Source organism: Flavobacterium galactosidilyticum (genome assembly GCF_020911945.1).
In the GTDB taxonomy this organism is placed as follows: domain Bacteria; phylum Bacteroidota; class Bacteroidia; order Flavobacteriales; family Flavobacteriaceae; genus Flavobacterium; species Flavobacterium galactosidilyticum.
Genome location: NZ_CP087135.1, coordinates 1059050 through 1081560, shown reverse-complemented (window position 1 = coordinate 1081560; position 22511 = coordinate 1059050). Strand labels below are relative to the sequence as shown.

The 22511-nt window shown below is 33.9% G+C and carries 16 protein-coding genes; 3 read left to right on the top strand and 13 right to left on the bottom strand.

The window, feature by feature from the left end; translation table 11 throughout:
- Positions 1-69 precede the first annotated feature (69 nt).
- On the top strand, positions 70-537 hold the full coding sequence (locus tag LNP27_RS04715; protein WP_229943380.1) for a CYTH domain-containing protein: 468 nt from the start codon (positions 70-72) through the stop codon (positions 535-537).
- Here LNP27_RS04715 and LNP27_RS04710 read toward each other — a convergent pair whose 3' ends face one another.
- From LNP27_RS04710 to uvrC, 11 genes are all read right to left on the bottom strand, one after another.
- The gene (locus tag LNP27_RS04710) at positions 538-1080 is read right to left on the bottom strand and encodes a septal ring lytic transglycosylase RlpA family protein (protein ID WP_229943379.1); all 543 of its coding nucleotides are present in this window, start codon (positions 1078-1080) and stop codon (positions 538-540) included. It abuts the gene before it with no gap.
- A gap of 85 nt (positions 1081-1165) precedes the next feature.
- Positions 1166-1588, bottom strand: coding sequence for a hypothetical protein (locus LNP27_RS04705; RefSeq protein ID WP_229943378.1), 423 nt, complete (start codon positions 1586-1588; stop codon positions 1166-1168).
- Between the two features lie 95 nt (positions 1589-1683).
- Complete coding sequence (locus LNP27_RS04700) at positions 1684-4920, bottom strand: TonB-dependent receptor (RefSeq protein WP_229943377.1); 3237 nt, start codon at positions 4918-4920, stop codon at positions 1684-1686.
- A 367-nt stretch (positions 4921-5287) separates the two neighbouring features.
- Positions 5288-6931, bottom strand: coding sequence for a glucose-6-phosphate isomerase (pgi, locus tag LNP27_RS04695; RefSeq protein WP_229943376.1), 1644 nt, complete (start codon positions 6929-6931; stop codon positions 5288-5290).
- A 184-nt stretch (positions 6932-7115) separates the two neighbouring features.
- Entirely contained in the window at positions 7116-8336 is a 1221-nt protein-coding gene (locus LNP27_RS04690; RefSeq protein WP_229943375.1) for a M23 family metallopeptidase, read from the bottom strand.
- Between the two features lie 20 nt (positions 8337-8356).
- A complete protein-coding gene (locus LNP27_RS04685) occupies positions 8357-9292 on the bottom strand; it encodes a tryptophan 2,3-dioxygenase family protein (RefSeq protein ID WP_229943374.1) in 936 nt (311 codons plus the stop codon).
- Positions 9293-9294: 2 nt separating this feature from the next.
- On the bottom strand, positions 9295-10062 hold the full coding sequence (locus LNP27_RS04680; protein ID WP_229943373.1) for a DUF3108 domain-containing protein: 768 nt from the start codon (positions 10060-10062) through the stop codon (positions 9295-9297).
- A gap of 293 nt (positions 10063-10355) precedes the next feature.
- The gene (gene hppD / locus LNP27_RS04675; RefSeq protein WP_229943372.1) at positions 10356-11516 is read right to left on the bottom strand and encodes a 4-hydroxyphenylpyruvate dioxygenase; all 1161 of its coding nucleotides are present in this window, start codon (positions 11514-11516) and stop codon (positions 10356-10358) included.
- A gap of 133 nt (positions 11517-11649) precedes the next feature.
- Positions 11650-12813 (bottom strand): homogentisate 1,2-dioxygenase, encoded by a 1164-nt coding sequence (locus LNP27_RS04670; protein ID WP_229943371.1) that lies wholly within the window; start codon positions 12811-12813, stop codon positions 11650-11652.
- 265 nt (positions 12814-13078) lie between these two features.
- Entirely contained in the window at positions 13079-15451 is a 2373-nt protein-coding gene (locus tag LNP27_RS04665; protein ID WP_229943370.1) for a patatin-like phospholipase family protein, read from the bottom strand.
- Positions 15452-15461: 10 nt separating this feature from the next.
- On the bottom strand, positions 15462-17255 hold the full coding sequence (uvrC, locus tag LNP27_RS04660) for an excinuclease ABC subunit UvrC (RefSeq protein WP_229943369.1): 1794 nt from the start codon (positions 17253-17255) through the stop codon (positions 15462-15464).
- 131 nt (positions 17256-17386) lie between these two features.
- Here uvrC and LNP27_RS04655 point away from each other — a divergent pair, with 131 nt between their 5' ends.
- Together LNP27_RS04655 and LNP27_RS04650 are read left to right on the top strand one after the other, a co-directional pair.
- Positions 17387-18370 carry a succinylglutamate desuccinylase/aspartoacylase family protein gene (locus LNP27_RS04655; RefSeq protein ID WP_229944035.1) on the top strand — a complete coding sequence of 328 codons (984 nt, stop codon included), beginning with the start codon at positions 17387-17389 and terminating at the stop codon, positions 18368-18370.
- Between the two features lie 11 nt (positions 18371-18381).
- Positions 18382-18945: a 5-formyltetrahydrofolate cyclo-ligase gene (locus tag LNP27_RS04650; protein ID WP_229943368.1), complete on the top strand. Its 564-nt coding sequence runs from the start codon at positions 18382-18384 to the stop codon at positions 18943-18945.
- A 125-nt stretch (positions 18946-19070) separates the two neighbouring features.
- Here LNP27_RS04650 and LNP27_RS04645 read toward each other — a convergent pair whose 3' ends face one another.
- Together LNP27_RS04645 and LNP27_RS04640 are read right to left on the bottom strand one after the other, a co-directional pair.
- Positions 19071-21542 (bottom strand): zinc-dependent metalloprotease, encoded by a 2472-nt coding sequence (locus LNP27_RS04645; protein ID WP_229943367.1) that lies wholly within the window; start codon positions 21540-21542, stop codon positions 19071-19073.
- Positions 21543-21875: 333 nt separating this feature from the next.
- Positions 21876-22478, bottom strand: coding sequence for a lipoprotein signal peptidase (locus LNP27_RS04640; protein WP_229943366.1), 603 nt, complete (start codon positions 22476-22478; stop codon positions 21876-21878).
- Between the last annotated feature and the right edge of the window lie 33 nt (positions 22479-22511).

The window sequence follows — 22511 nt, the reverse complement described above, 5'->3', positions numbered from 1 at the left end:
GAGTTCAACAAGTAAAATTAAAAAACCAAAAACTCTTTTAAGGTTTTAAACGAAATATAGAAGGCAAAAATGATTGAAATAGAAAGAAAATTTTTGGTTAAAAATAATTCATTCAAGAACGATGCTTTTACGCAAAACCACATTGCGCAAGGCTATTTAAGTTCTGTAGCAGCGCGAACAGTCCGTGTTAGGATCAAAGGGGAAAAAGGATTTTTAACCATTAAAGGAGCTTCAAATAAATCTGGACTATCACGATTTGAATGGGAAAAAGAAATCGCACTTGACGAAGCTAAAAATTTATTGCTACTGTGCGAGGAAGGAGTAATTAATAAGAACCGTTTTGAGGTTAAATCAGGAAATCACACATTTGAAGTGGACGAATTTTACGATGAAAATGAGGGTTTAATAGTAGCTGAAATCGAACTAAATTCTGAAAATGAAATTTTTGAAAAACCAGATTGGCTTGGCGAAGAAGTAACCGGAGATATACGTTATTACAATTCGTACTTAAGCAAGAATCCTTTTAAAAAGTGGTGATTACTTGTCCATTACTTCTATAGTTACTAGCATTCCTCCACTTCCTTTATTAGAGGCAATATCCATAAATGCTCGTTTTGAAAGATCAATTTCTCTAGCTTTTACAAAAGGTCCTCTATCCGTAATTTCTACAACAACTGACTTTCCGTTTTTTTCATTGGTGACTCTTACTTTTGTTCCAAAAGGTAGTCTTTTATGTGCTGCTGTATACTTATTATTATCAAACCTGCTTCCGCTAGCCGTTTTTTTACCAGTAAATTTGTCGGCATAATACGAAGCATGGGCCTCCTTTTTGAAAGGCTTAAAAATTCCTAAAACAGTAACTAAAGAATCTATTTTTTTCTCTTGAATCTCAACTACTTCTTTATTCTTTTTGATGCTATCTTTCAGAACCTGATTCTTTTGAGCAGCTGATTTTGCAGATATTATTTGTGTAGAAGTAGTTTTTGGAGCAGGAATTTGTTGTTTGTCTTTTTTAGTATTTTGACCGCTGACTAAGCTTATAACTGCCAATAAAAAAAATAAAGTTATTGATCTTTTCATATACATCGGATTAGTTAAACCTATTTTACAAAAACCATACCTAGATAAAAAAAGCTCTATTTCTAGAGCTTTTTTTTTGTTTTTTTTACAACCACATAGACCATGGAATTCTACTTAGTATAAGTAATAAACCTAAACCGTAAAAAATAGAAAAAGTTTTGAATTTAGATTCTGAAGTATTTAATTTTTTATGTTTAGACCATCCAATTGTTATTAAAGTAATTCCTATGATATTAATTAATGGATGCTCTAATGAAGTTAAGCGCAACGCTTTGTCAGCCATTTGTCCTAAATAAGCAAAACCTAAAGGAGACACAAAATATAATATAAGACCAACTAATAATTGTGTATGAATTCCTATCAATGCAAATAGTGCAATTTTTCTATCTTTAGCAGTAAACTCTTTTTTAGATGACATCCCAATAAAGGAATTAACCACTGCAATTACTAATACTAAAAGTGCTAAATAAGCCCAACCGGAATGAAATTTTTGAATAAAATTGTACATAAATATATTTTTTGTTTTAAACAAATATAGGAAAAAAAGCTATAAAAAAAACCCCCATTTCAAATGAAATGAGGGTTGAATTATTTTAATTTAAACTAGTTGAACGTGTAACGAACACCAGTTTGCATTTGCCATCTTGATGAGTTAAGACCTACGTCATCTAGCTGGTTAATATTTGTAGCAACAGTTGGATTATAACTGAAAGTTGGCGTGTTAGTTCCAGGCAAGAAGTTCTCTTGTTTGATTAACTGTACTTGGTCGTTGCTAGTAAAGTATCTTTTACCCCAATTTTTGTTTAAAAGGTTGGTAAAGTTAAAGATATCTGCTGTAAACTCAAGAGTGTGTTTCTTTTTACCCACATTAATAGTGAATTCTTGAGCAAATTTTAAATCAACTACATGAGTAGTTTTTAAACGATCACCATTACGCTCTGCATAACCACCTTTTCTCTTTCTCAAATACTCATTACCTTCAATAAAAGCACTCAACGCATCCCATTGCTGATCCGGAGTTAAACCGTTTGCCGCAATAAGATTAATGTCAGATTTTTTAGCAGGAATAAAAATCAAAGCTGAGTTTGAGAATGTATCTTGCAATAAACGACCCGAGTCATTATAAACATAACTAATTGGATTACCTTGAGCTCCTTCGTAGAAGAAACCTATTCTAGATTTAGTAAAGCTGTTCCATTTGAACGTAGCGTTACCATTAGAAACAATTCTGCTTCCTGGATCAAAATCAGATCTTCCAAGTCTTAAGTAGTTTGCACCATTAACAGTTTCAGTATTATTCCACTGAGAACTATTTTGAGAAGAAGTTGCATCCATCAAAACGGTAGACTTACCGTAAGAATAAGTACCAGAGATATTAGCATCAATAAAGTCAGATCTAAAGTTTTTAGCTAATGTAAAAGCTACATTATATGCCTTTCCTTCACTCGTATTAGAACCTAAATAAACTCCTAAATAAGATGGATCAACTCTACTATTTCCGTTATAACGAGGTCTCGTATCAGCTCCTGTTAAGTTACTTGAAGCATTTTTAATATTTAAGTTTTCGTAAACAACAGCACTAATATTATCGTTGTATGTGATCTCAGAAGTGAAAACAAATCCTAAAGGAAGCTTCTGATCAACAGCAAAACTTGCTTTGAATACTTGTGGTAACTTGAAATCTTTAGCAAACAAATCAATGTTTCCTCCAGTTTTTCCTGAACCTGGTCTAGGATAAGAAGCTGGAAGTGGTGCAAGCTGACTATCTACACTCGTATTTGCACTAAAAGTAGGCATTCCTGTGGCAGATGTAATTGATATAGCACCTTGAGTTACCCCGTTGTTATTATACGTTCCACCTGGCCATACTAGCGGCAATCTTGATGTGAAAATCCCTAAACCTCCTCTAATTTGAGTAGACTTATTACCGTTTACATCATAATTAAAACCTACACGTGGTGCAAAATGTGGAGTAGTATTAATTCTAGATCCTACAGTTGCTCCTTGTAAATCTTTACCTGCAGCTTGCAACAAACCTATTGTTCTATTATTGAAGTCTGCATTACCCATACCGTTTTCCCAAACTGGTACATCAACTCTTACACCGTATGACAATTTAAAGTTATTGGTTAATCTCATTTCATTTTGAACATAAACACCAAATTGTTTTGTTCCAAATTCAGCTGCCCCAAGAGATTCATCACCACTTCCTCCTATTAAAGAGTAGTTCATTTGAAATCTATTCGGTTTTCTGTCTAATAAGAAATCATCTAAATTAGCATAGCGGTATGAACCGTAGTTATTACCAAAAAATACGTTTTTAGATTGAGAAAACTCATTATGAGTACCAATAGTAATTTTGTTCATACCAACATTTATTTCAAAATTGTCAGTAATGGTCAATATCTTTTGGTCTAAAAGATTTGCTGTAGAGAATCCTTCTGCTCCAAAGTAAATACTTTGATTTGCTCCGTCAAATATTTGTACTGTTGGAAACGGATCTCCAGAAGCATCTCTATCATCAGCAACATTAGTGTAAGCTACCACTAAGTTATTTGAAAATTTATTTCCAAATCTTGAGTTTAACTCAAGAGATGTGGAGTTAGTCACTGAATTAAATACTTGACTACCATTAATAAAGTTAAGTGCTGTAGCAGACGAACGGCTTGGAGAAAATTGCTCAGCAGTTACATAACTATGCTTCAACGACAATTTATGGTTATCATTAATATTCCAGTCTAATTTACCAATAACTTTATCACTTACAAGTGTACGTACATTGTTTTCAAAAGAACCTGGGTCGTATCCATAAGTGGCTAATTTAGTTCTAAGTTCTCCTAATCTGTTTTTTGACGTACCTGTGTAATTAGCTAAATCAAAAGGTTGTGGCGTTTCATTGTCTTGTCTTTCGTAGTTAATGAAGAAAAACAATTTATCTTTGACTAATGCTCCACCTGCACGAACTCCATATGTTTGTGCTGAGAAATCAGCTAATTTTTGTCTACCATTTGTTCCTGCTAATGAAGGAGGTGTTTTAGCAGCAAGAGATTGATCTCTGTATAAAAAGTAAGCAGACCCTTCGAAGTTGTTTGTTCCAGAACGAGTAATTGCACTAATTGCTCCACCAGCAAAACCTGATAGTTTAACATCATAAGGAGCTACACTTACTTGAAATTGCTCAATTGCATCAACTGAAATTGGGCTTACTCCAGTTTGACCACCATTAGTTCCGTTTGCAGCTAAACCAAAAACGTCATTACTAACAGCTCCATCAATATAAATTGCATTGAATCTGTTATTTTGTCCACCAATAGATAAAATATCATCACCTCTCAATTGAGCTGAAGGAGTTAATCTAGCAAAATCAGCAATGTTTCTAGACAAAGATGGCAATGCCTTAATTTTATCTGAATTAATTACTGTTTGAGCACCTGTTCTCTGAGAATTAAAAGTATTATCTCTTACAGCTTTAACAACAACTTCTTGTAATTCATTTGACGCTTCAGCCAATACAATTTTAAAAGTTTTGTTTTCCCCTAGCTGAAGAAAAACTTCATTCTCTGAAAAATCAGAAAATCCTACAAATGTTATAGTGATTTTGTAAGGCCCACCAACTCTCATATTTGAGATGCTAAAATTACCCGTACCATCCGTAGATGCTGAATAACGAGTTCCTGATGGTGTGTGTACTGCAAGAATAGATGCACCTGGTAAGGTTTGTGAACCCTTCTCATAGACTACACCACTAATAGAAGAATTAGTATTACCCTGAGCGTAAACATCAGGGTTAGCGTAAATTAATACTGCTAACACAAAAAACATCCTTAATAATTTTTTCATATTGTTTAGTTTAATAATATTTGGCAAAAATATAACATTTTTGTTTGAATAAGTTAATACAACGTTAAGAATCTCAAATTTTTAAATGTCCTTTTAACTAAATAATAGCAGAAAATCTTCATTTTACTAAAATTAATGAGATATTTCCTTTGTTGCAACTATTTATTTAATGCTTTCGTAAAAAATTTCAGAAATTACTTTTATTAATTTTTAGTCGTTTTTTAAAAAAAACTATGATTATAAATTTAATGATATAAAAAAAAGCCCTAATTTGATTAAAATCAGGGCTTAAATTATTTTGCTCAACTATTTTAATAGCTGAGAAATATGACTTACTGGTATAAATTGACAATCATTGCTAAACTTTCTACTTATTTTGTAAAAAATGATTTAATAAAAAAGCTGTAGAACTGTCATGATTTTTAACGGTTTTAGTATTTATTTCATCTAAAATACTATTTGCTAATTGTTTTCCTAATTCAACTCCCCACTGATCAAAACTAAAAATATTCCAAATAACTCCTTGTACAAAAATTTTGTGCTCGTACAAAGCAATCAGAGATCCTAACGATTCAGGTGTCAACTTTTGAATTAAAATAGTATTGGTTGGTTTATTGCCGGAGAAAACTTTGAACGGCAATAAAAATGCTGCTTTTTCCACCGCAAGTCCTTGCTTATCAAATTCTGCTTGCACTTGATCTTTAGATTTTCCGTGCATTAACGCTTCTGTTTGCGCAAAAAAGTTAGACATCAGCTTGTCATGATGATTTTTATCGCCGTATAAAGAAGTTATAAATCCAATAAAATCCGCAGGAATCAACTTGGTTCCTTGGTGAATTAACTGAAAAAAAGCATGTTGTGCATTTGTTCCTGGTTCTCCCCATATAATAGTTCCCGTTTGGTAGTTTACTGGTTCCCCATCTCTACCTACACTTTTACCATTACTCTCCATCGTTCCTTGCTGTAAGTATGGAGCCAATTTTTGTAAATATTGCGTGTACGGAATCAGCACTTCACTTTCAGCATTAAAAAAGTTGTTGTACCAAACACTTAATAATGCTAAAATTACTGGCATATTTTTATCAAAATCAGTGCTTTTGAAATGGCTGTCCATTTTATTTGCCCCTTTCAGAAGACCATTAAAATTATCAAATCCAACTGCTAAACTTATAGTAAGACCAACTGCGCTCCATAATGAAAATCTGCCACCAACCCAATCCCACATTGGAAAAACATTCTCTGGATCGATACCAAATTCAGTTACCTTTTGCATATTAGTAGAAACTGCAACAAAATGTTTGGCCACATCTTCCTGTTTCGCTGATTGCAAGAACCATCTTCTGATGGTTTCTGAATTTGTTAATGTCTCTTGTGTGGTAAATGTTTTAGATACAATAACAAATAAGGTAGTTTCAGGATTTAATTTTTTGATAATTTCACTCACATGATCACCATCAACATTAGAAACAAAATGTGTATTTAGGTGATTTTTGTAAAATTGTAATGCCTCAACAACCATCACCGGTCCCAAATCTGAGCCGCCAATGCCTATATTTACAATATCAGTAAATGGCTTACCTGTAAAACCAGTTCTTTGACCTGAGGTTACTTCATGCGTAAATGCTTTAATTTTATTCTTTACCTCATTTACTTGGGGAATGACATTTACTCCATCCACATTTACAACTGCAGATTCATCAGCACGTAATGCAGTATGTAATACCGCTCTATTTTCAGTTTGATTGATTGCAGCACCATCAAAATAATCTTTTATAGCATTTTTTAGACCTACTTCATCAGCCAACTCTAACAATAGTTGAATTGTTTCCTGATTGATGATGTTTTTAGAATAATCAATTAAGAAATCATTCCATTTCAAGTAAAATTTGTTGGTGCGATCGCCATCTAGTTGAAATAGCTCTTGCATAGATGCTTTTTGCATTTCATTGAAATGTGCATCCAATTTTTTCCAAGCACTTGTTTTCGTTGGGTTTATAGTATCTAAAGCCATTTATAAAGAATTTTAATATTATTTTGATAAAGCCAAAAATACTCAAATTAGTTTTAATCATTCAAGTGCTTTTAACAATATCACAATTTACTAATAAATCATCTTAATTTTAAAAAGCACAATAAGAATCACTTATGAATACGAAACAATCATTTGAAAGACCTCCAAATAATAAACTAATGTATTACAAATTAGCAACACTATCTAATTCAAATTTTAACGGAGTGATTTTTTCAAGATAACGACTTTTGCTAGCGCCTGTCATTGGTTCGCCATTAGGCAATTTGAGTTTTAATGCATCTACTTGAACCCCATTTTTCCAAAAACGATAACAAACATGTGGCCCCGTAGCAAGCCCGGTGCTTCCCACTAATCCAATCACTTGACCTTGGGCAACGCGCTGACCGCGTTTCACTAGTATTTTTGACATATGCAAATACTGCGTAGCGTAAGTCCCGTTGTGTTTCACTTTTACAAAGTTTCCATTTCCAGCTGAATATCCGCTTTGCTCCACAACACCACCTGCCGTGGTAGTAATAGGAGTTCCGCGAGGCGCTGCATAATCGGTTCCCTTATGTGCTTTCCATCGATGTTGTACAGGATGAAATCGAGAGGATGAAAACCGTGATGAAATTCTGCTAAACTTAATAGGTGACTTCAGAAAGAAATTCTTGAGCGTCTTTCCCTCTTCGTCGTAATATTCTATTTTGTCTGAATTAGGATTTTGAGCGAAGGGAAAGGCATAAATAATCTTACCTCTATATTCGAAAAATGATGCTTCTAAATCCTCCACACCATCATAAATTGAGTCGTTTATAAACCGTTCTGTAAACGTTATTGCAAAACGATCTCCTTTTTTTAGTTTCATAAAATCAATAGAATAGGCATAGATCTTAGCTATTTTACTCGCTAAGACTCCTTCTACTTTGGCATTGCCTAAAGTCTCGGACAATGATTCCTTCAAAACGCCACCTATGGTACGTCTTTTAATTGTAATAGGTTTAATTTTTTTATAAGCTACAACAGCCGAATCTCGAAAATCGACCACATAATAACTTAAAGCATCAGGTTGATAAATAAAAACCTGTAGTTCATGCTTCTTATTTTTAGATCGAAGTAAAGTAAAAGGTTTATGAAATCTGATTGATCTAACATTAAATGTATCTTTTATTGCAGCAATAACGTCATATATTTTACGATCACCTATATTCTGGCCTTCTAGAATAGTTCCAAAAGCATCTCCTCTTTCTATAGTGTCGTGAACAACATTAAAGTCAGCATATACAAACCCAAATTCCGATTTTTTAGGAACTTTTTTTACTACTTTCTCCTCAGCTACTTCTTTAGTTTTATCACATGAAACTAAAGAGAATAGTGCTATTATAACTATTAATACGTATTTCAAACCTTGTTTTTTAATTCAACCTACATTTCCACTCCCCAATTTTCCAATTCGTCGCTACTCCATAATTCTGGAAAAAAAATTCTTCTCTGGTATTTTGGATGCATGTACTTTTTCCAGTCGCTTCCGCCTGTAGCTTCTCCATCACCTTTCCCGCTTTGATCAATATATTTCTTTGCAGTATTCAAATGCTGCATTACCCAAGTAATATTTACCGTGTGGTCGTAATGACGCATTGCTTCTACTAATGCTGGATTTTTTTGATCCAATTCAGGCAATTGTTTGAATTTTTGCCAAATATTAATGGTATTGTATTCCTGCATATGCGCTAGGAACACTTTTTTGTATTTTTTTTCAAACTCTTCTAGCAAGTACGATTTCTTTCCCGTCTGATAATCTTTCCCAGCGGCTTGCCAATACAAATGTTCGAAAGCAAAATGGTAAGAAGTACTTCTATCAATTGTTCCTCTATATCTATAATCTATTAAATTAATCAAATCTGTAGAGGAGAATTCAATTAATCTGTATTGTGCACTTTGAAAACCGGAGGCAGGAGTCAAAGTATTTCTAAACTTCATATATTGATCGACTTCCATACCATCTCCCATAATGCTAAAAGAAGTGGTTAGCATATCAAAATATCGACTTACACGCATTAATCTTTCAGTGAAAAATTCAGTTCGAATATTTTCACAATAAGAGATTTGTTTCATCTCCCAAAGAATCATTTTAAAAATTAACTCATTAACCTGATGATACATGATAAAAACCATTTCATCAGGAAGTGTAGTTCTTTGAATTTGAAGACTTAACAAAGCATCCGTTTGAATATAATCCCAATAAGTAATGGGTTTAGACCATAATAGTCCTTCTAACTGTGTTTCTGTCTTTTGATTTATTGCTTGGTATTTAAGCTCAATTTCTTTTAGTAATTCATCTGAAACCTCATTTTCATTCATTCTTATTTCTTTTTGAAAGGATTTTTTAATCCTCTGTATTCATCTAAGTCTGCCTTGATTGAACCTACGGCTAAACTAGCTTTAATTCTAATTGGTAATTTATTATCATCGTCTGAAATCCAAACCGTTAAACTTTCTTGTTCTTTAAAAACACGTCCAGATTGCACTAAAGGTCTAAAAATCATTGATGGAACAACGCCAAATTTAGTGGTTATATTTTCTCGTCCAATAAACTTTAGCTTAAATTTTGTAGTTTCATCATCAAAAAACATGTCAATAGCAATTGCTTCACCCACTTTTAACTTATCAATATTAGGATGATTCCTTAAATAATAAAAAGTGGATAAGATATCTTGAGTGTTTTTTGGAACCATTATAGTTTTCTCACTCTTGTTTTTATAATCTTTTACGACAACACGATTTGTTGCCTGATTAAAAAATCCCTCTTGATTTTTAGTGTAGCCACCTTCATTTATTTTTCTGACATACTGAAATGGATTTCCAGTTTCTTTGTCAATATAACTTTCGTAGAGATCGTCTACCTTAAAGAAAAATCGTGACATTCCAGTGGTATATCCTTTTCCAACAACGTGAAAAGCTTTTTTAGAATTGACTGTTGCGTCTTTAACTTCGAGCGTTGCATAACCAGCGTTAACAATACCGTAATGGATTCTAAGTTTAAAATATTCACCTACATCATAAGCATCTTGTTGCGGGGAATCCAAACTTAGGGTAGTAATTAGTATAAGGAGTAGTAGTATCTTTTTCATTTCTTTTCTTTGTCAGATGAACGTCTCTGCCTGCAAATTTTGTTCCAAATATAATTAAACAAAAAAACTCAGTCAAATAATGACTGAGTTTTTATGCTATTAACTAACCAAAAAACTATAAATTATGAAATTTACATCAAATTAGGAAGGAAACCACCCCTTCCAGTTTTGCGAGTGCAAAGGTAGATATAAAACCAAGTTATTCTTGCGAAAAAAAAAGTTTAACACAACATTTGCTAAACAACTGCCTGATTTTTAGTTATTTTTTCACATAATGTAAAAAAAAGGTGCTTTTATAACGTTCCTCGCAATGCCTGTTCTCTTTCTATTGACTCGAAAAGCGCTTTAAAGTTACCTGCGCCAAAACCTTTAGCTCCCATCCTTTGAATGATTTCAAAAAACAACGTTGGTCTATCTTGTACTGGTTTTGTAAAGATTTGCAATAAATAACCCTCTTCATCGGCATCAACCATAATCGCTAATTTTTCGATTTCGTTTAAATCTTCTTTCATCATTTTCATATGATCTCCTAAACGTTCTGGAATTGCTTGATAATAGGTATGAGGCGGAGCTGATAAAAACTCTATTCCTCTTGCTTTTAATTCCGATACTGTTTTGATAATATCATCTGTCGCAATAGCGATATGCTGGATTCCAGGACCACCATAAAAATCAAGATATTCCTCGATTTGAGATTTTTTCTTTCCTTCCGCTGGTTCGTTGATTGGGAATTTAATTCTACCATTTCCATTAGACATTACTTTACTCATCAACGCCGAATATTCAGTATTAATTTGTTTGTCATCAAAAGAAAGGAAATTCACGAACCCCATTACTTCTTCATAAAACTTCACCCAAGTATTCATTTCATTCCAACCCACATTTCCCACCATGTGATCAATGTATTTTAATCCTGTTGGTTCGGGATTATAATCGGATTTCCATTCTTTGTAACCAGGCAAGAAAACACCTTTGTAATTTTTGCGTTCCACAAAAATATGAACAGTTTCTCCGTAAGTATAAATTCCTGAACGTACTACTTCACCAAATTCGTCTTTCTCAACTGTTGGCTCCATAAAAGAACGAGCGCCACGTTTCATTGTTTCTTCATAAGCACTTGTAGCATCTTCTACCCAAAGAGCAGCAACTTTTACTCCATCACCATGTTTTTTTAAATGTTCATGTATCGGAGAATCCTGCGTTAAGGGTGTAGTCAAAACGATACGAATCTTATCTTGTTTCAACACATACGAAGTTCTATCCTTTACGCCAGTTTCTAATCCTGCATACGCCAATGATTGGTATCCAAAAGCTGTTTTATAATAATGTGCTGACTGTTTTGCATTTCCTACGTAGAATTCTACATAATCAGTTCCTAATAATGGAAGGAAATCTTGTGCTCCTTCAAATATTTTTTCTAAACCGTATTCTACTGATTTTACTTCTTTTGACATAATAAGTCCCCTAGCCCCCGAAGGGGGAATTCCTATTAGGGGTCAATAGGATTTTAGTTATATAATAATTTCTGTTTTTTGTATTACGTTAACAAGTCATATTACACAATCTTGTTAATTCCCCCTTTGGGGGTTAGGGGGCTTCTACCCACGACTTATAGTACTTACCATCATCTAATCCCATCGCTTCTTCAGTAACCATCAACGGACGGAAAGTATCTACCATTACCGCTAATTCATGAGTTTCTGTGTGGCCAATGCTACGTTCCATTGCTCCAGGAGCTGGTCCGTGAGGAATGCCTTTTGGATGCAAAGTAATATGACCTTGCTCGATATTATTACGTGACATAAAATCACCATCAACATAGTACAAAACCTCATCACTATCAATGTTGCTATGATTATATGGAGCCGGAATCGATTTTGGATGGTAATCGTACAGTCTTGGGACAAACGAACACACTACAAAAGTTGAAGTTTCGAATGTTTGATGTACTGGAGGCGGCTGGTGCACACGACCCGTTATAGGTTCGAAATTATGAATACTGAAGCCATACGGGAAATTATAGCCATCCCAACCCACTACGTCAAATGGATGTGTAGCATAAATTATTTCATGGATCATTCCTTCTTTCTTCATTTTAATCAAGAAATCACCTTTTTCATCATGTGTTTCTAATTCTGTTGGCAGAATAAAATCACGTTCACAAAATGGAGAATGTTCTAAATGTTGCCCCGATTCGTTTTTATAGCGTTTTGGCGTATAAAAAGGAGCGAAAGACTCCACATAGAAAAGTCTATTTTCTTCTGTGTCAAAATCAATTTGGTATATGATTCCACGAGGAATAATCAAATAATCACCGTATTCAAAAGGGATATTTCCCATCATCGTACGTAATTTTCCTTTACCCTTATGGATGAAAATCATCTCATCAGCATCGGCATTTTTGTAGAAATAATTACGAAGAGATTTACGCGGAGCTGCTAATCCTATAGTACAGTCTTTATTGACTAACATTGCTTTGCGGCTGTCTAGAAAATCAACTTCAGGTTTTAATTCAAAGCCTTTTAATAGTAAGGATTTTATGTTTTTACCAACAGCTATTTTTGGCTCAACTGAATATGATTTTGTAATTTCCTTGATTTGTGTTGGTCTGTGTACATGATAGAGCAACGCGGAATTTCCGTGAAATCCCTCTGTTCCAAACAATTGCTCATAGTATAAGCCGCCGTCAGGTTTTTCGAATTGTGTGTGTCTTTTTTGGGGAATATTTCCCAATTTATGATATAAAGGCATGATTATTTGAATTAGAAAATTTGACAATGAGAGAATATATCAATTCTAAAATTTGGCAAGGCTAAAGATCGCCTATTAGAAAAATCAACAATAATGTACGAGAATCATTTAAAGGAAAATAGTATTTAATTCCTTACATCATCTGATTATCGCATGATTCTTATTCAGGATTTCTCTTGATCAGAAATTGCAAATATCCTAATAAACCGAGCCAAGTTGTTTTCATAATAACAAATATCGGAATTATTATTAATATAAATTAAATTTAAAACAAAAACCCAATACTAAACCAGGTAAATCCTTTAGGCTGCTCCGGAGACCAACTATACTTTACTTCTATAGGACCAATAACTGTTTCTAATCCGTAACCTACTGCATAACCAGAATACTTGGGGATAGAAATCCAATCTACTGACTCAAAAATTCGATTGCCTATATTGGCGAAATTTGCTGAAAAATTAATATGGTTTTTTTTGTAGAACTCATAATCTAAAGTTGCTGTCGATTTTATATAACTATTAGCAACCACGCTCATATAATCATACCCATACAAATATTTAAACCCATTTATGGTATTATAGCCATATCCTCCTAATATAAAATTGAAAAAAGGAACACTTTCCTGACCAAAAGAAAAACCGGCATCCGTCTGTATTTTTATCGTAGTATTTTTGAATAATGTTGCTGCAACGCCAAAATCTCCTTTTGCAATTGAGAAGGGTTTAAAATCACCAGTGTAGTTAGATGAAAATAAAAAAGATTGAATATCACCTGTAAAATACCATCCTTTTTTAGGAAAGTATTTATTGTCAAATGAATCAAATTTTAGGTAACCAAATAAACTCGTATAACTACTTCTGTCAATTATTGGATCAACATTAGCTAAGGTTCCTGACTTTATTTTTAAATACTTCAACTCTAACCCTCCTCCTATCAAGAATTTTTGCACGAATAAAGATTGAAAATAAATTTGATTGGTTTGATCAGAATAATCAACATTGATGTTGTTAACATCTGAATTATTTACAATTGTAGGACTTATTCCTGCCGCAATATTCCTATTGAATTGGATATAATGTGACTTAAACCCAAAACTAAGATTAAAACCATTTTCAATATAATAATCTAAATTATACCTAAAGTTATCACCTAAAACAATATCTAATGACGCTATATCATTTTTTAGAAGTGCCTTTTTGCGCGTTAAATTTAACAAAACACCACTTTTAAATAGATTATCATAATGCAATCCAAATTTCAAATAAGTCCTAGTTGAATTTTCTTTTAAATTCAGGTTTAGATCCACGCCATCTTTATTAGGTTCAAATGAATAGGATATTGCACTAAAGTTTTGCGTTGCATTCATATTATTAATACCCGTTAGAAAATCATCATAATCTATTTTTGATTTTGGTTTAAATCGTAATTTTCCATAAACATATTCCTTAGTATAATCCTCTAAAGAATTGACTTTTATGGCCTTAATTTTTAGACTATCTGGAATTAATACTAACTTAGGTTTCTTGTACGGAGCAGATTCTCCCACTAATTTTTTCAAATCCTCAAAGACAGCAAATGTTGCCTCTTCTCCTTTAGTTATTATTTCCTTTCCTTTATCAAAGGAAATCACGCTATACTGCGTAATGTCAGGTCTTATATAAATATCCGTATTTGATACGTTTTTCTTCATTCGTTCTGTCGAATGTAGATTTGTTATTTGGATTAAAATTTTAGTAGCATCCTTAAGTTGCGTTCGATCTAATAAATCATGCTGAACATCGACTCCTATAATAATATCTGCACCTAATTTGCGTACCTCTTCAATAGGGTAATTATTCACAACTCCACCATCAACAAGGATTTCACCATCTATTTCAACAGGAGAAAACAGGGATGGAAATGCCGAACTCGCAATCATTGCTTGTGCTAAATTACCTTTGTTCAATAGCACTTCTTTTCCATTCTCGATATTAGTTCCTATACATAAAAACGGTATAGGAAGCTTATTAAAATCATTAATATGTCGCACATTTCTGGTAATCCTACTTAACAAATTGTAGTTGTACATCCCTTTAGATAAGGCTTCAGGAATTCCTATTTTCATTTTATTAAAGGGCAGCACAATCGCATATAATTCCTCATTTCGTCTCTCGTAGAAATTTTTAGAAGATCTGGGAATAAAATCATTTATTAACTTAGTAAAATCGGTTGCTTGAAATATCGAATCGATTTGCGCGGCATTATATCCTGAAGCATATAGACCGCCTACAACAGCACCCATACTCGTTCCGCCAATATAATCTATCTTGATTCCTGCTTCTTCTAGCACTTTTAGAACGCCAATGTGAGCAAATCCCTTAGCTCCGCCACCACTTAAAACCAAACCAATTTTTGGCTTTTTTTGTTGTTGTGCGAATGCAGACGTAGAGAAAAAGAAAATAGAAATTAGAGAATAGACTATAGAATGTAATAGTTGTTTTGCAACCGAGTTTAGGCCCCAGATGGAAGTGGAAAGGCTTGATGCCGACAAATTTATTTTTTCATCAAAAAAAAGAGCGACCTTAGAAGCTCCTTTTATTTTATTAGAAAAAAAGATTTTTTGCAGAGAGCTTGAAACGGACAGCTGGAATGGGCTCATAAAGAAACGACTAATTATTCTTGTAAAATTCGACAATTTTTTTGGCTTTTGATACTCCTATAACGTCTGAAATTTCGTTTTCTGTGGCTAATTTCAATCTTTTAACACTTTTAAAGTGCTGAATTAAGGTCAACATCGTTTTTTCGCCAATGCCGGGAATACTTTCTATAGAGGAATTAAGCGCAGCTTTACTCCTTTTGTCGCGGTGATGAGTGATTCCGAAACGGTGTGCTTCGTTACGCAATTGCTGAATAATCTTGAGCGTTTCCGATCTTTTGTCGAGATAAAGAGGAACGGAATCTCCGGGATAAAATAGTTCTTCGAGACGTTTTGCAATCCCCAAAATCGTGATTTTTCCTCTCAAACCAAGTTCATCGATACTCTTGAGTGCTGCTGATAACTGCCCTTTTCCACCATCGATAATAATCAAATCAGGAAGTGGTTCGTTCTCGTCCAGCAATCGTTTGTATCTTCTATAAACCACTTCGGTCATGGAGGCAAAATCGTCAGGACCTTCAACGGTTTTTATATTAAAATGGCGGTAATCTTTCTTACTGGGTTTACCGTCCTTGAAAACGACGCAGGCCGAAACGGGATTTGTTCCCTGAATATTAGAGTTATCAAAACATTCAATATGGCGCGGTTCTACTGGCAAGCGCAAGTCTTTTTGCATTTGCGCCATAATGCGTTTGGTGTGTCTATCTGGATCTACAATTTGCAATTGTTTCAGTTGTTCGATTCGGTAGAACTTTGCATTTCTTATAGACAGATCTAGAATTTGCTTTTTGTCGCCTAGTTGCGGAACAGTCACTTTTACATTCTCACCTACTTCTACTGCAAACGGGACTACGATTTCGCGAGACAATAAATAAAAACGCTCACGTAGTTCGATAATGGCGAGTTCGAGTAATTCCTGATCTGTTTCGTCGAGCTTCTTTTTGATTTCCATAGTGTGGGAACGAATAATGGAACCGTGGGAAATTTGGAGGAAGTTGACGTAGGCAGCACTTTCATCAGAAACGATTGAAAAGACATCTATGTTGGTGATTTTTGGGTTTACAATTGTAGAACGCGACTGGTAATTTTCTAGAATCTCGATCTTTTCCTTAATTTTTTGAGCTTCTTCAAAGTGCATTTCAGCGGCGAGATTTGTCATAACACGTTTGAAATCTTTCATACTTTCTTTGAAGTTTCCTTTGAGAATTTCTCGAATAGCATCTACCTGTTTTTGATAATTTTCGAGCGTTTCATAGCCTTCGCATGGCCCCATGCAATTGCCAATATGATATTCGAGACAAACCTTAAATTTTCCGCTTTCGATATTGCTTTTACTTAAATCATAATTGCACGTGCGCAGTGGATACAGTTCTTTTATAAGTTCTAAAATAGTGCTTACGGTCTTGAAACTAGTGTACGGCCCAAAATATTCTGAGCCATCTTTGACCATTCTTCTTGTTGCAAAAATGCGGGAGAACGGTTCTTTCTTGATACACAACCAAGGATAACTTTTATCATCTCGCAACAGTACATTATAGCGTGGTTGCAAGGTTTTTATTAAATTGTTTTCTAACAAAAGCGCATCGGTTTCCGTGGGAACAACAATATGCTTTATCGTAACAATTTTTTTTACAAGCACATTGGTTTTAGCCGTATCGTGAATTTTATTGAAATAGGAAGAAACTCTTTTTTTTAAATTTTTGGCTTTGCCTACATATAAAATTTTCCCTTCCTTGTCGTAATATTGATATACGCCGGGATTGTCTGGTAAAGTTTGGATTTGGAGCGCTAAAGATGCTGGAGTCATACAACAAAGTTAACCTCAAAAATTCCGAAATACAAACTAAAATTTTCATAAATAATGACGAGAAAAGTTTTAGATTAAATTCAGTTCGTAATTGTTTATTATAGTTATTTTTATCTTTTCAAGAAATTATGATGAAAATTAGCACTGCTCCTATTGTTCTTTTTGGCGAAAGTATTATGCCAGGAGAAAACAAAACCATAAATGTCGAAATCGCCAGATTGCACACTGCCACTAAATTGAACATGCCTATAATAGTTCGACGCTCTAAATTTGAAGGGCCAACTGTGCTTTTTTCTGCAGGAATTCATGGTGACGAAATTAATGGAGTTGAAATTGTGCGGCAGCTGATTCGCAAAAAAATAAATAAACCAAAGCGGGGAACAATTATTTGCATTCCCATCATTAATGTTTACGGATTCATCAATAAATCGAGAGAATTTCCAGACGGGCGCGATTTGAATCGGGTTTTTCCAGGAAGTAAAGCAGGTTCGTTAGCTAGTAGATTTGCTTTTCATATTCTAGAACAAATAATGCCAATCGTAAATTATGCAGTCGATTTTCATGCGGGTGGAGCCAGCCGATTCAATGTGGCTCAAATCAGAATAGCTCCTACTAATGCAGATTTAAAAGTTTTGGCAGATGCTTTTAACGCGCCTTTTACCTTATTTTCTAGAAATATAGTGGGATCATTTAGGAATTCGAGTGAACGAATGAATGTGAAAATGTTACTTTTTGAAGGTGGAAAATCACTCGACATCAATACCGAAATCGCTAATGAAGGTGTAAACGGCGCAAAACGTTTGCTGTCTCATTTAGACATGTTAGACCCAAAACACGTTGTAAACAAACAAGATTCCAACACTATTTACATTGAAAAATCAGGCTGGATACGAGCCAAATGTTCTGGATTATTGCATGATTACAATATGATTGGTAAATTTGTTAATAAAGGAACCGTGCTCGCGATAATAACTGATCCTTATGGAAAATTTGAGCGTAAAGTAAAAGCACCAAACGACGGATATATCATAAATGCTAATCATTCTCCTATTGTATATGAAGGCGATGCCATTTATCATTTATCAAATACTGTTGATGCCGAGGAAGGGGAATAAATACAAATTAAATGAAAAAATCAGAATTAAGACCAAAATACAAAGCCTTACGAAAACAACTTTCTGAGAATGAAATCGAGGAAATGAGTTTGGCTGTTGCCAATAAATTACTTGCTCTTCCCATTTGGGAGAAAACCTATTTCCATATTTTTTTACCAATAACGGAACATCATGAAGTAAATACTGAATTTATATTGCATTTACTTTCGGGAAAAGACAAGGAAATTATTATTTCTAAAAGTGATTTCGAGACTAGAAATATGACTCATTTTCTGCTCACTGATAGCACAAAAATTAAAAAAAACGAATATAATATTCCAGAACCTGTTGATGGTATTGAAGTTCCTTCTCATAAAATAGAAGTCGTTTTTGTGCCGCTTTTGGCTTTCGACAAAAAAGGACACCGAGTAGGATACGGAAAAGGATTTTATGATAAATTTCTTTCCGAGTGTAAACCAGAAACCATCAAAATAGGACTTTCCTTCTTTGAAGCTGAAGAAATGATTGCTGATGTTTTTGAAGCTGATGTAAAGTTAGATTATTGTTTGACGCCGGAAAAAATTTATGAATTTTAGTACCCGATATAACAGTACAAATAAGTAACATTTAGAAAACAAGTACGACTGAAAATTTCAAAATAATAAATAAAAAAATGAGCCCGACAGGACATCGAGCTCATTTTTTTATTTATATCAAAATTTTATTTAGGATCTAATATTTTCTCAATTCTCTTGATACAGTCTATATAATGAAATTTTGTTTCTGCATTAGCAGCTCCACTTTTTGCGGTTGCAAGCGTCCCTTTCAAAATATTTAATTGTCCTCTCACTAATCCTCTAATATCAGATTGAGAAACATTGAAATAATCTCTTGTTGCACCAACTTTTATTTCTTCGTTCATTAAGAAAGCCATTCTTTCAATGTAGGCACGCTGCAAGTTTCTTCGATAAATACTAACATTCGATGCTGTACTGGCTTCTTTCCATATTCCTTTACGCATGTCTTGAAGCAAATCCAAAGCATCGTAATTACTAGCTCCCACTATTTCAGCATCCATTAATCTTTGGATACGATCAAAACTCAACACATTATTCAAATGTCTTACCTGTAAACTTCTAAAACGCTCAGCATATCCTGTATAATCGATGTTTCTTAAAGTAGCAATATTAACCAACCAAGTAGGAGAATCAAATGCATTACTTTGCAACCAAAGCATGGCTTCTTGTTGTTTCACTTTTGGTACCACATCATAAATGCTACCTTTCTGATTTGGCTTTTTAGTATTTTCATACACACCACCCACATTCGTCACTACATGCCCTACATACCTACTCCAAACATCCAGCATTTCCTTGTACAATTCATCTAAATCTTCATAATTATTGGTAACATCACTCGTCCATTTTGACAAATTTGAAGCTACATATTCTAAATTTTTAAGTCCATAAGTACTCGCTTTCATCGAATTATTTCCAATATCTTCTGTTTGTGAAGTTGGGTCAAAAGAGCTGCTTTGCTTTCCATATTTATATATCGGATCGCCAGCTTTTTCCAATATCCATTTGTTTAATGTAGGAACTTCCGCTTCTGGAGAAGTTGCATTTGGAATGACACGATATCCCCAATTTAAAGCATAATGATCATAAGGTCCCATTTGACGAATGAAACGAACGCCTTTATCTCCGGGTTGAGCAATATAATTAAAACGAGCATAATCCATCAAACTGGCTGCAATTCCATGTTTTTGAGTGAAAGCAGCATTTCTATAACTTTCAACATCATAAGCGCTACTCGCACCCATATTATGTGGAAAACCAAGTGCATGACCAACTTCGTGAGCAATCACAAAACGCATCATTTCACCCATTTCTTCATCAGAAGTATTTAAAGTTCGAGCCGAAGGATTAGCAGCTCCGGTTTCTAATAAATATCTATTTCTGTAAGAACGTAAATGGTTGTGGTACCAAATAACATCACTCTCTATAATTTCTCCCGTTCTTGGATCAGAAACACTAGGTCCAACAGCATTTCGAGTAGTACTTGCCACATAACGAATTACAGAATAGCGAATATCTTCAGGACTAAAATCGGGATCTTCTTCCTTAGTAGGCGGATCTTTGGCGATGATTGCATTTTTAAAACCTGCTGTTTCAAACGGTTTTTGCCATTCTTCAATTCCTTGCTTGATGTATTTGCGTAACTTTTCTGGCGTTGCTGGATCCAAATAATAAATTATTGGTTTTATTGGCTCAACTAGTTCTCCTCTAGCGTAAGCCTCAGGATCTTTTGGTTCCAACCTCCAACGGCGGATAAAAGTTTTACTATCCGATTTCAATTCATTACTTCCATAGTCAATTTGGTTCATCGTAAACCAACCTACTCTTGGATCTGCCAAACGAGGTTTCATAGGAACTTCTGGCAATAAAATCATCGACTGATTCATTTGGATACTTATCGTTTCAGCATCTTTCATCACAGGAGGATTTGATGCGTTATAAGTAAAGTCCTGAACGACCTCGATATTCATTGGAAAACTCTTCATAGCCGTTATAAAACTGCGAGAATCATCCATTGCTTTTACTTTGTACGTTTCCCGCATTGCTGCTGATAAACCGCTGATCGCTTTTACATCAGTACTATAAAACTTAGTCACATCAATAACTGTATTTTCAGAATCCGCACTAAAAGCAACAATATCAAAAGCAAATAAAACAGGCTCGTAATTATTATTTTTTACTGAAATACTAATGGGTAAACTAGTATCAGCAACGGCGTTGTATGATTTTACTTTTAGCAGAACCTTATCTTGAAAACGTTGCCAAACTACTAATTGCTCATTAGTTTCAGAACCTGCATTTACATAGCCTCCGCCCAAATCAGATGGCAATTTAGAAAGACGACTAACTAAAAGCATGTCTTTATCTAAGAGTTTATTGGGGATTTCAAAATAGTATTTCTTATCTACTTTGTGAACATTGAAAAGACCATAATCAGATTTAGCGTCCTTGGTAATTACTTTTCCATACTCTTTAATCGTGGTTTCAGGTTTTTTCTCGGGTGCAACTACTGTTGTTTCTGTTTTCTTCTGTTTTTCCTTTTTAGACTGAGCAAACTGAGTCGAAGGAATTAACAAAAGTGATGTTGCAGCAGTCAAAATAAAAAACTTTTTCATTTATTATTTTTTAGTGGTTATAGTTTGCCAAAAATAATTTTTAGGGTTTCAAATGCGTATATTCTTATTTGGTTTAACTATTAATTAACAATTGTTAAAACCCAGATTTACCACAACTTAAAAAAATAATATATAGTAAATACGAAATTCGGAAGATAAATAAGGAATTAGGCAACTTGAATTTATAAGCGGTTAAAACAAACTAATCTTAAAAATAAATTTAAATATGTTGTACAATTAAAAAACAAGCCCTCTTGACTGCTATCAAGAGGGCTTACCTATATGAGTTTATTCTATTTGAGAACTACATTTTTTTTAAAGTAAAAAATTAATCTACTCTTGATGATGAAATGCTTTTTTGTTAAAAACAATCAAGATTCCAACTCCAGTAGAAATTGCCATGTCTGCAACATTAAAGATCGCATTGAAAAAGGTAAATTCTTTTCCGCCCCAAATGGGTAACCAACTTGGTAAAATACCATTCCAAAAAGGAAAGTAAAACATATCAACTACCTTTCCGTGAAATAGGGTTCCATAAGGTTGATCTGAAAAAAGTGTTGCTACTTCCTGATGGCTATCATTAAAAATGACACCGTAGAAAACAGAATCGATTATATTACCAAAAGCTCCAGCGAGAATCAATGAAATTGCAACAATCAGGAAATTAGAACTGTGTTTTCTTTCCACTGAATCCCATAACCAATAGCCAATTCCGCCAACTGCCACTAATCTAAATAGTGTAAGAAATAATTTGCCATACTGACCCGGAATTTCGGTTCCCCAAGCCATTCCCTCATTTTCTATAAACAAGATCTTAAACCAATTAAACACCTTAACTTCTTCACCTAAAATGAAATTAGTTTTAATGTATATTTTTGAAACTTGATCAACAAGCAATAGAATAAAAATAAGGAGATATGCTTTTCGTAATGACATTTTTAAAAATTTTAATGGGCAAAAGTAGGTAAA

What these genes read in the sequence shown, in the direction of transcription:
- LNP27_RS04640 (WP_229943366.1), bottom strand. Translation starts at nt 22,478, where the DNA reads ATGTCATTACGAAAAGCATATCTCCTTATTTTTATTCTATTGCTTGTT.
- LNP27_RS04680 (WP_229943373.1), bottom strand. Translation starts at nt 10,062, where the DNA reads ATGAAAAAGATACTACTACTCCTTATACTAATTACTACCCTAAGTTTG.
- LNP27_RS04685 (WP_229943374.1), bottom strand. Translation starts at nt 9,292, where the DNA reads ATGAATGAAAATGAGGTTTCAGATGAATTACTAAAAGAAATTGAGCTT.
- LNP27_RS04645 (WP_229943367.1), bottom strand. Translation starts at nt 21,542, where the DNA reads ATGAAAAAGTTTTTTATTTTGACTGCTGCAACATCACTTTTGTTAATT.
- LNP27_RS04650 (WP_229943368.1), top strand. Translation starts at nt 18,382, where the DNA reads ATGAAAAAATCAGAATTAAGACCAAAATACAAAGCCTTACGAAAACAA.
- LNP27_RS04665 (WP_229943370.1), bottom strand. Translation starts at nt 15,451, where the DNA reads ATGAGCCCATTCCAGCTGTCCGTTTCAAGCTCTCTGCAAAAAATCTTT.
- hppD (WP_229943372.1), bottom strand. Translation starts at nt 11,516, where the DNA reads ATGTCAAAAGAAGTAAAATCAGTAGAATACGGTTTAGAAAAAATATTT.
- pgi (WP_229943376.1), bottom strand. Translation starts at nt 6,931, where the DNA reads ATGGCTTTAGATACTATAAACCCAACGAAAACAAGTGCTTGGAAAAAA.
- LNP27_RS04655 (WP_229944035.1), top strand. Translation starts at nt 17,387, where the DNA reads ATGAAAATTAGCACTGCTCCTATTGTTCTTTTTGGCGAAAGTATTATG.
- LNP27_RS04710 (WP_229943379.1), bottom strand. Translation starts at nt 1,080, where the DNA reads ATGAAAAGATCAATAACTTTATTTTTTTTATTGGCAGTTATAAGCTTA.
- LNP27_RS04700 (WP_229943377.1), bottom strand. Translation starts at nt 4,920, where the DNA reads ATGAAAAAATTATTAAGGATGTTTTTTGTGTTAGCAGTATTAATTTAC.
- LNP27_RS04670 (WP_229943371.1), bottom strand. Translation starts at nt 12,813, where the DNA reads ATGCCTTTATATCATAAATTGGGAAATATTCCCCAAAAAAGACACACA.
- uvrC (WP_229943369.1), bottom strand. Translation starts at nt 17,255, where the DNA reads ATGACTCCAGCATCTTTAGCGCTCCAAATCCAAACTTTACCAGACAAT.
- LNP27_RS04705 (WP_229943378.1), bottom strand. Translation starts at nt 1,588, where the DNA reads ATGTACAATTTTATTCAAAAATTTCATTCCGGTTGGGCTTATTTAGCA.
- LNP27_RS04715 (WP_229943380.1), top strand. Translation starts at nt 70, where the DNA reads ATGATTGAAATAGAAAGAAAATTTTTGGTTAAAAATAATTCATTCAAG.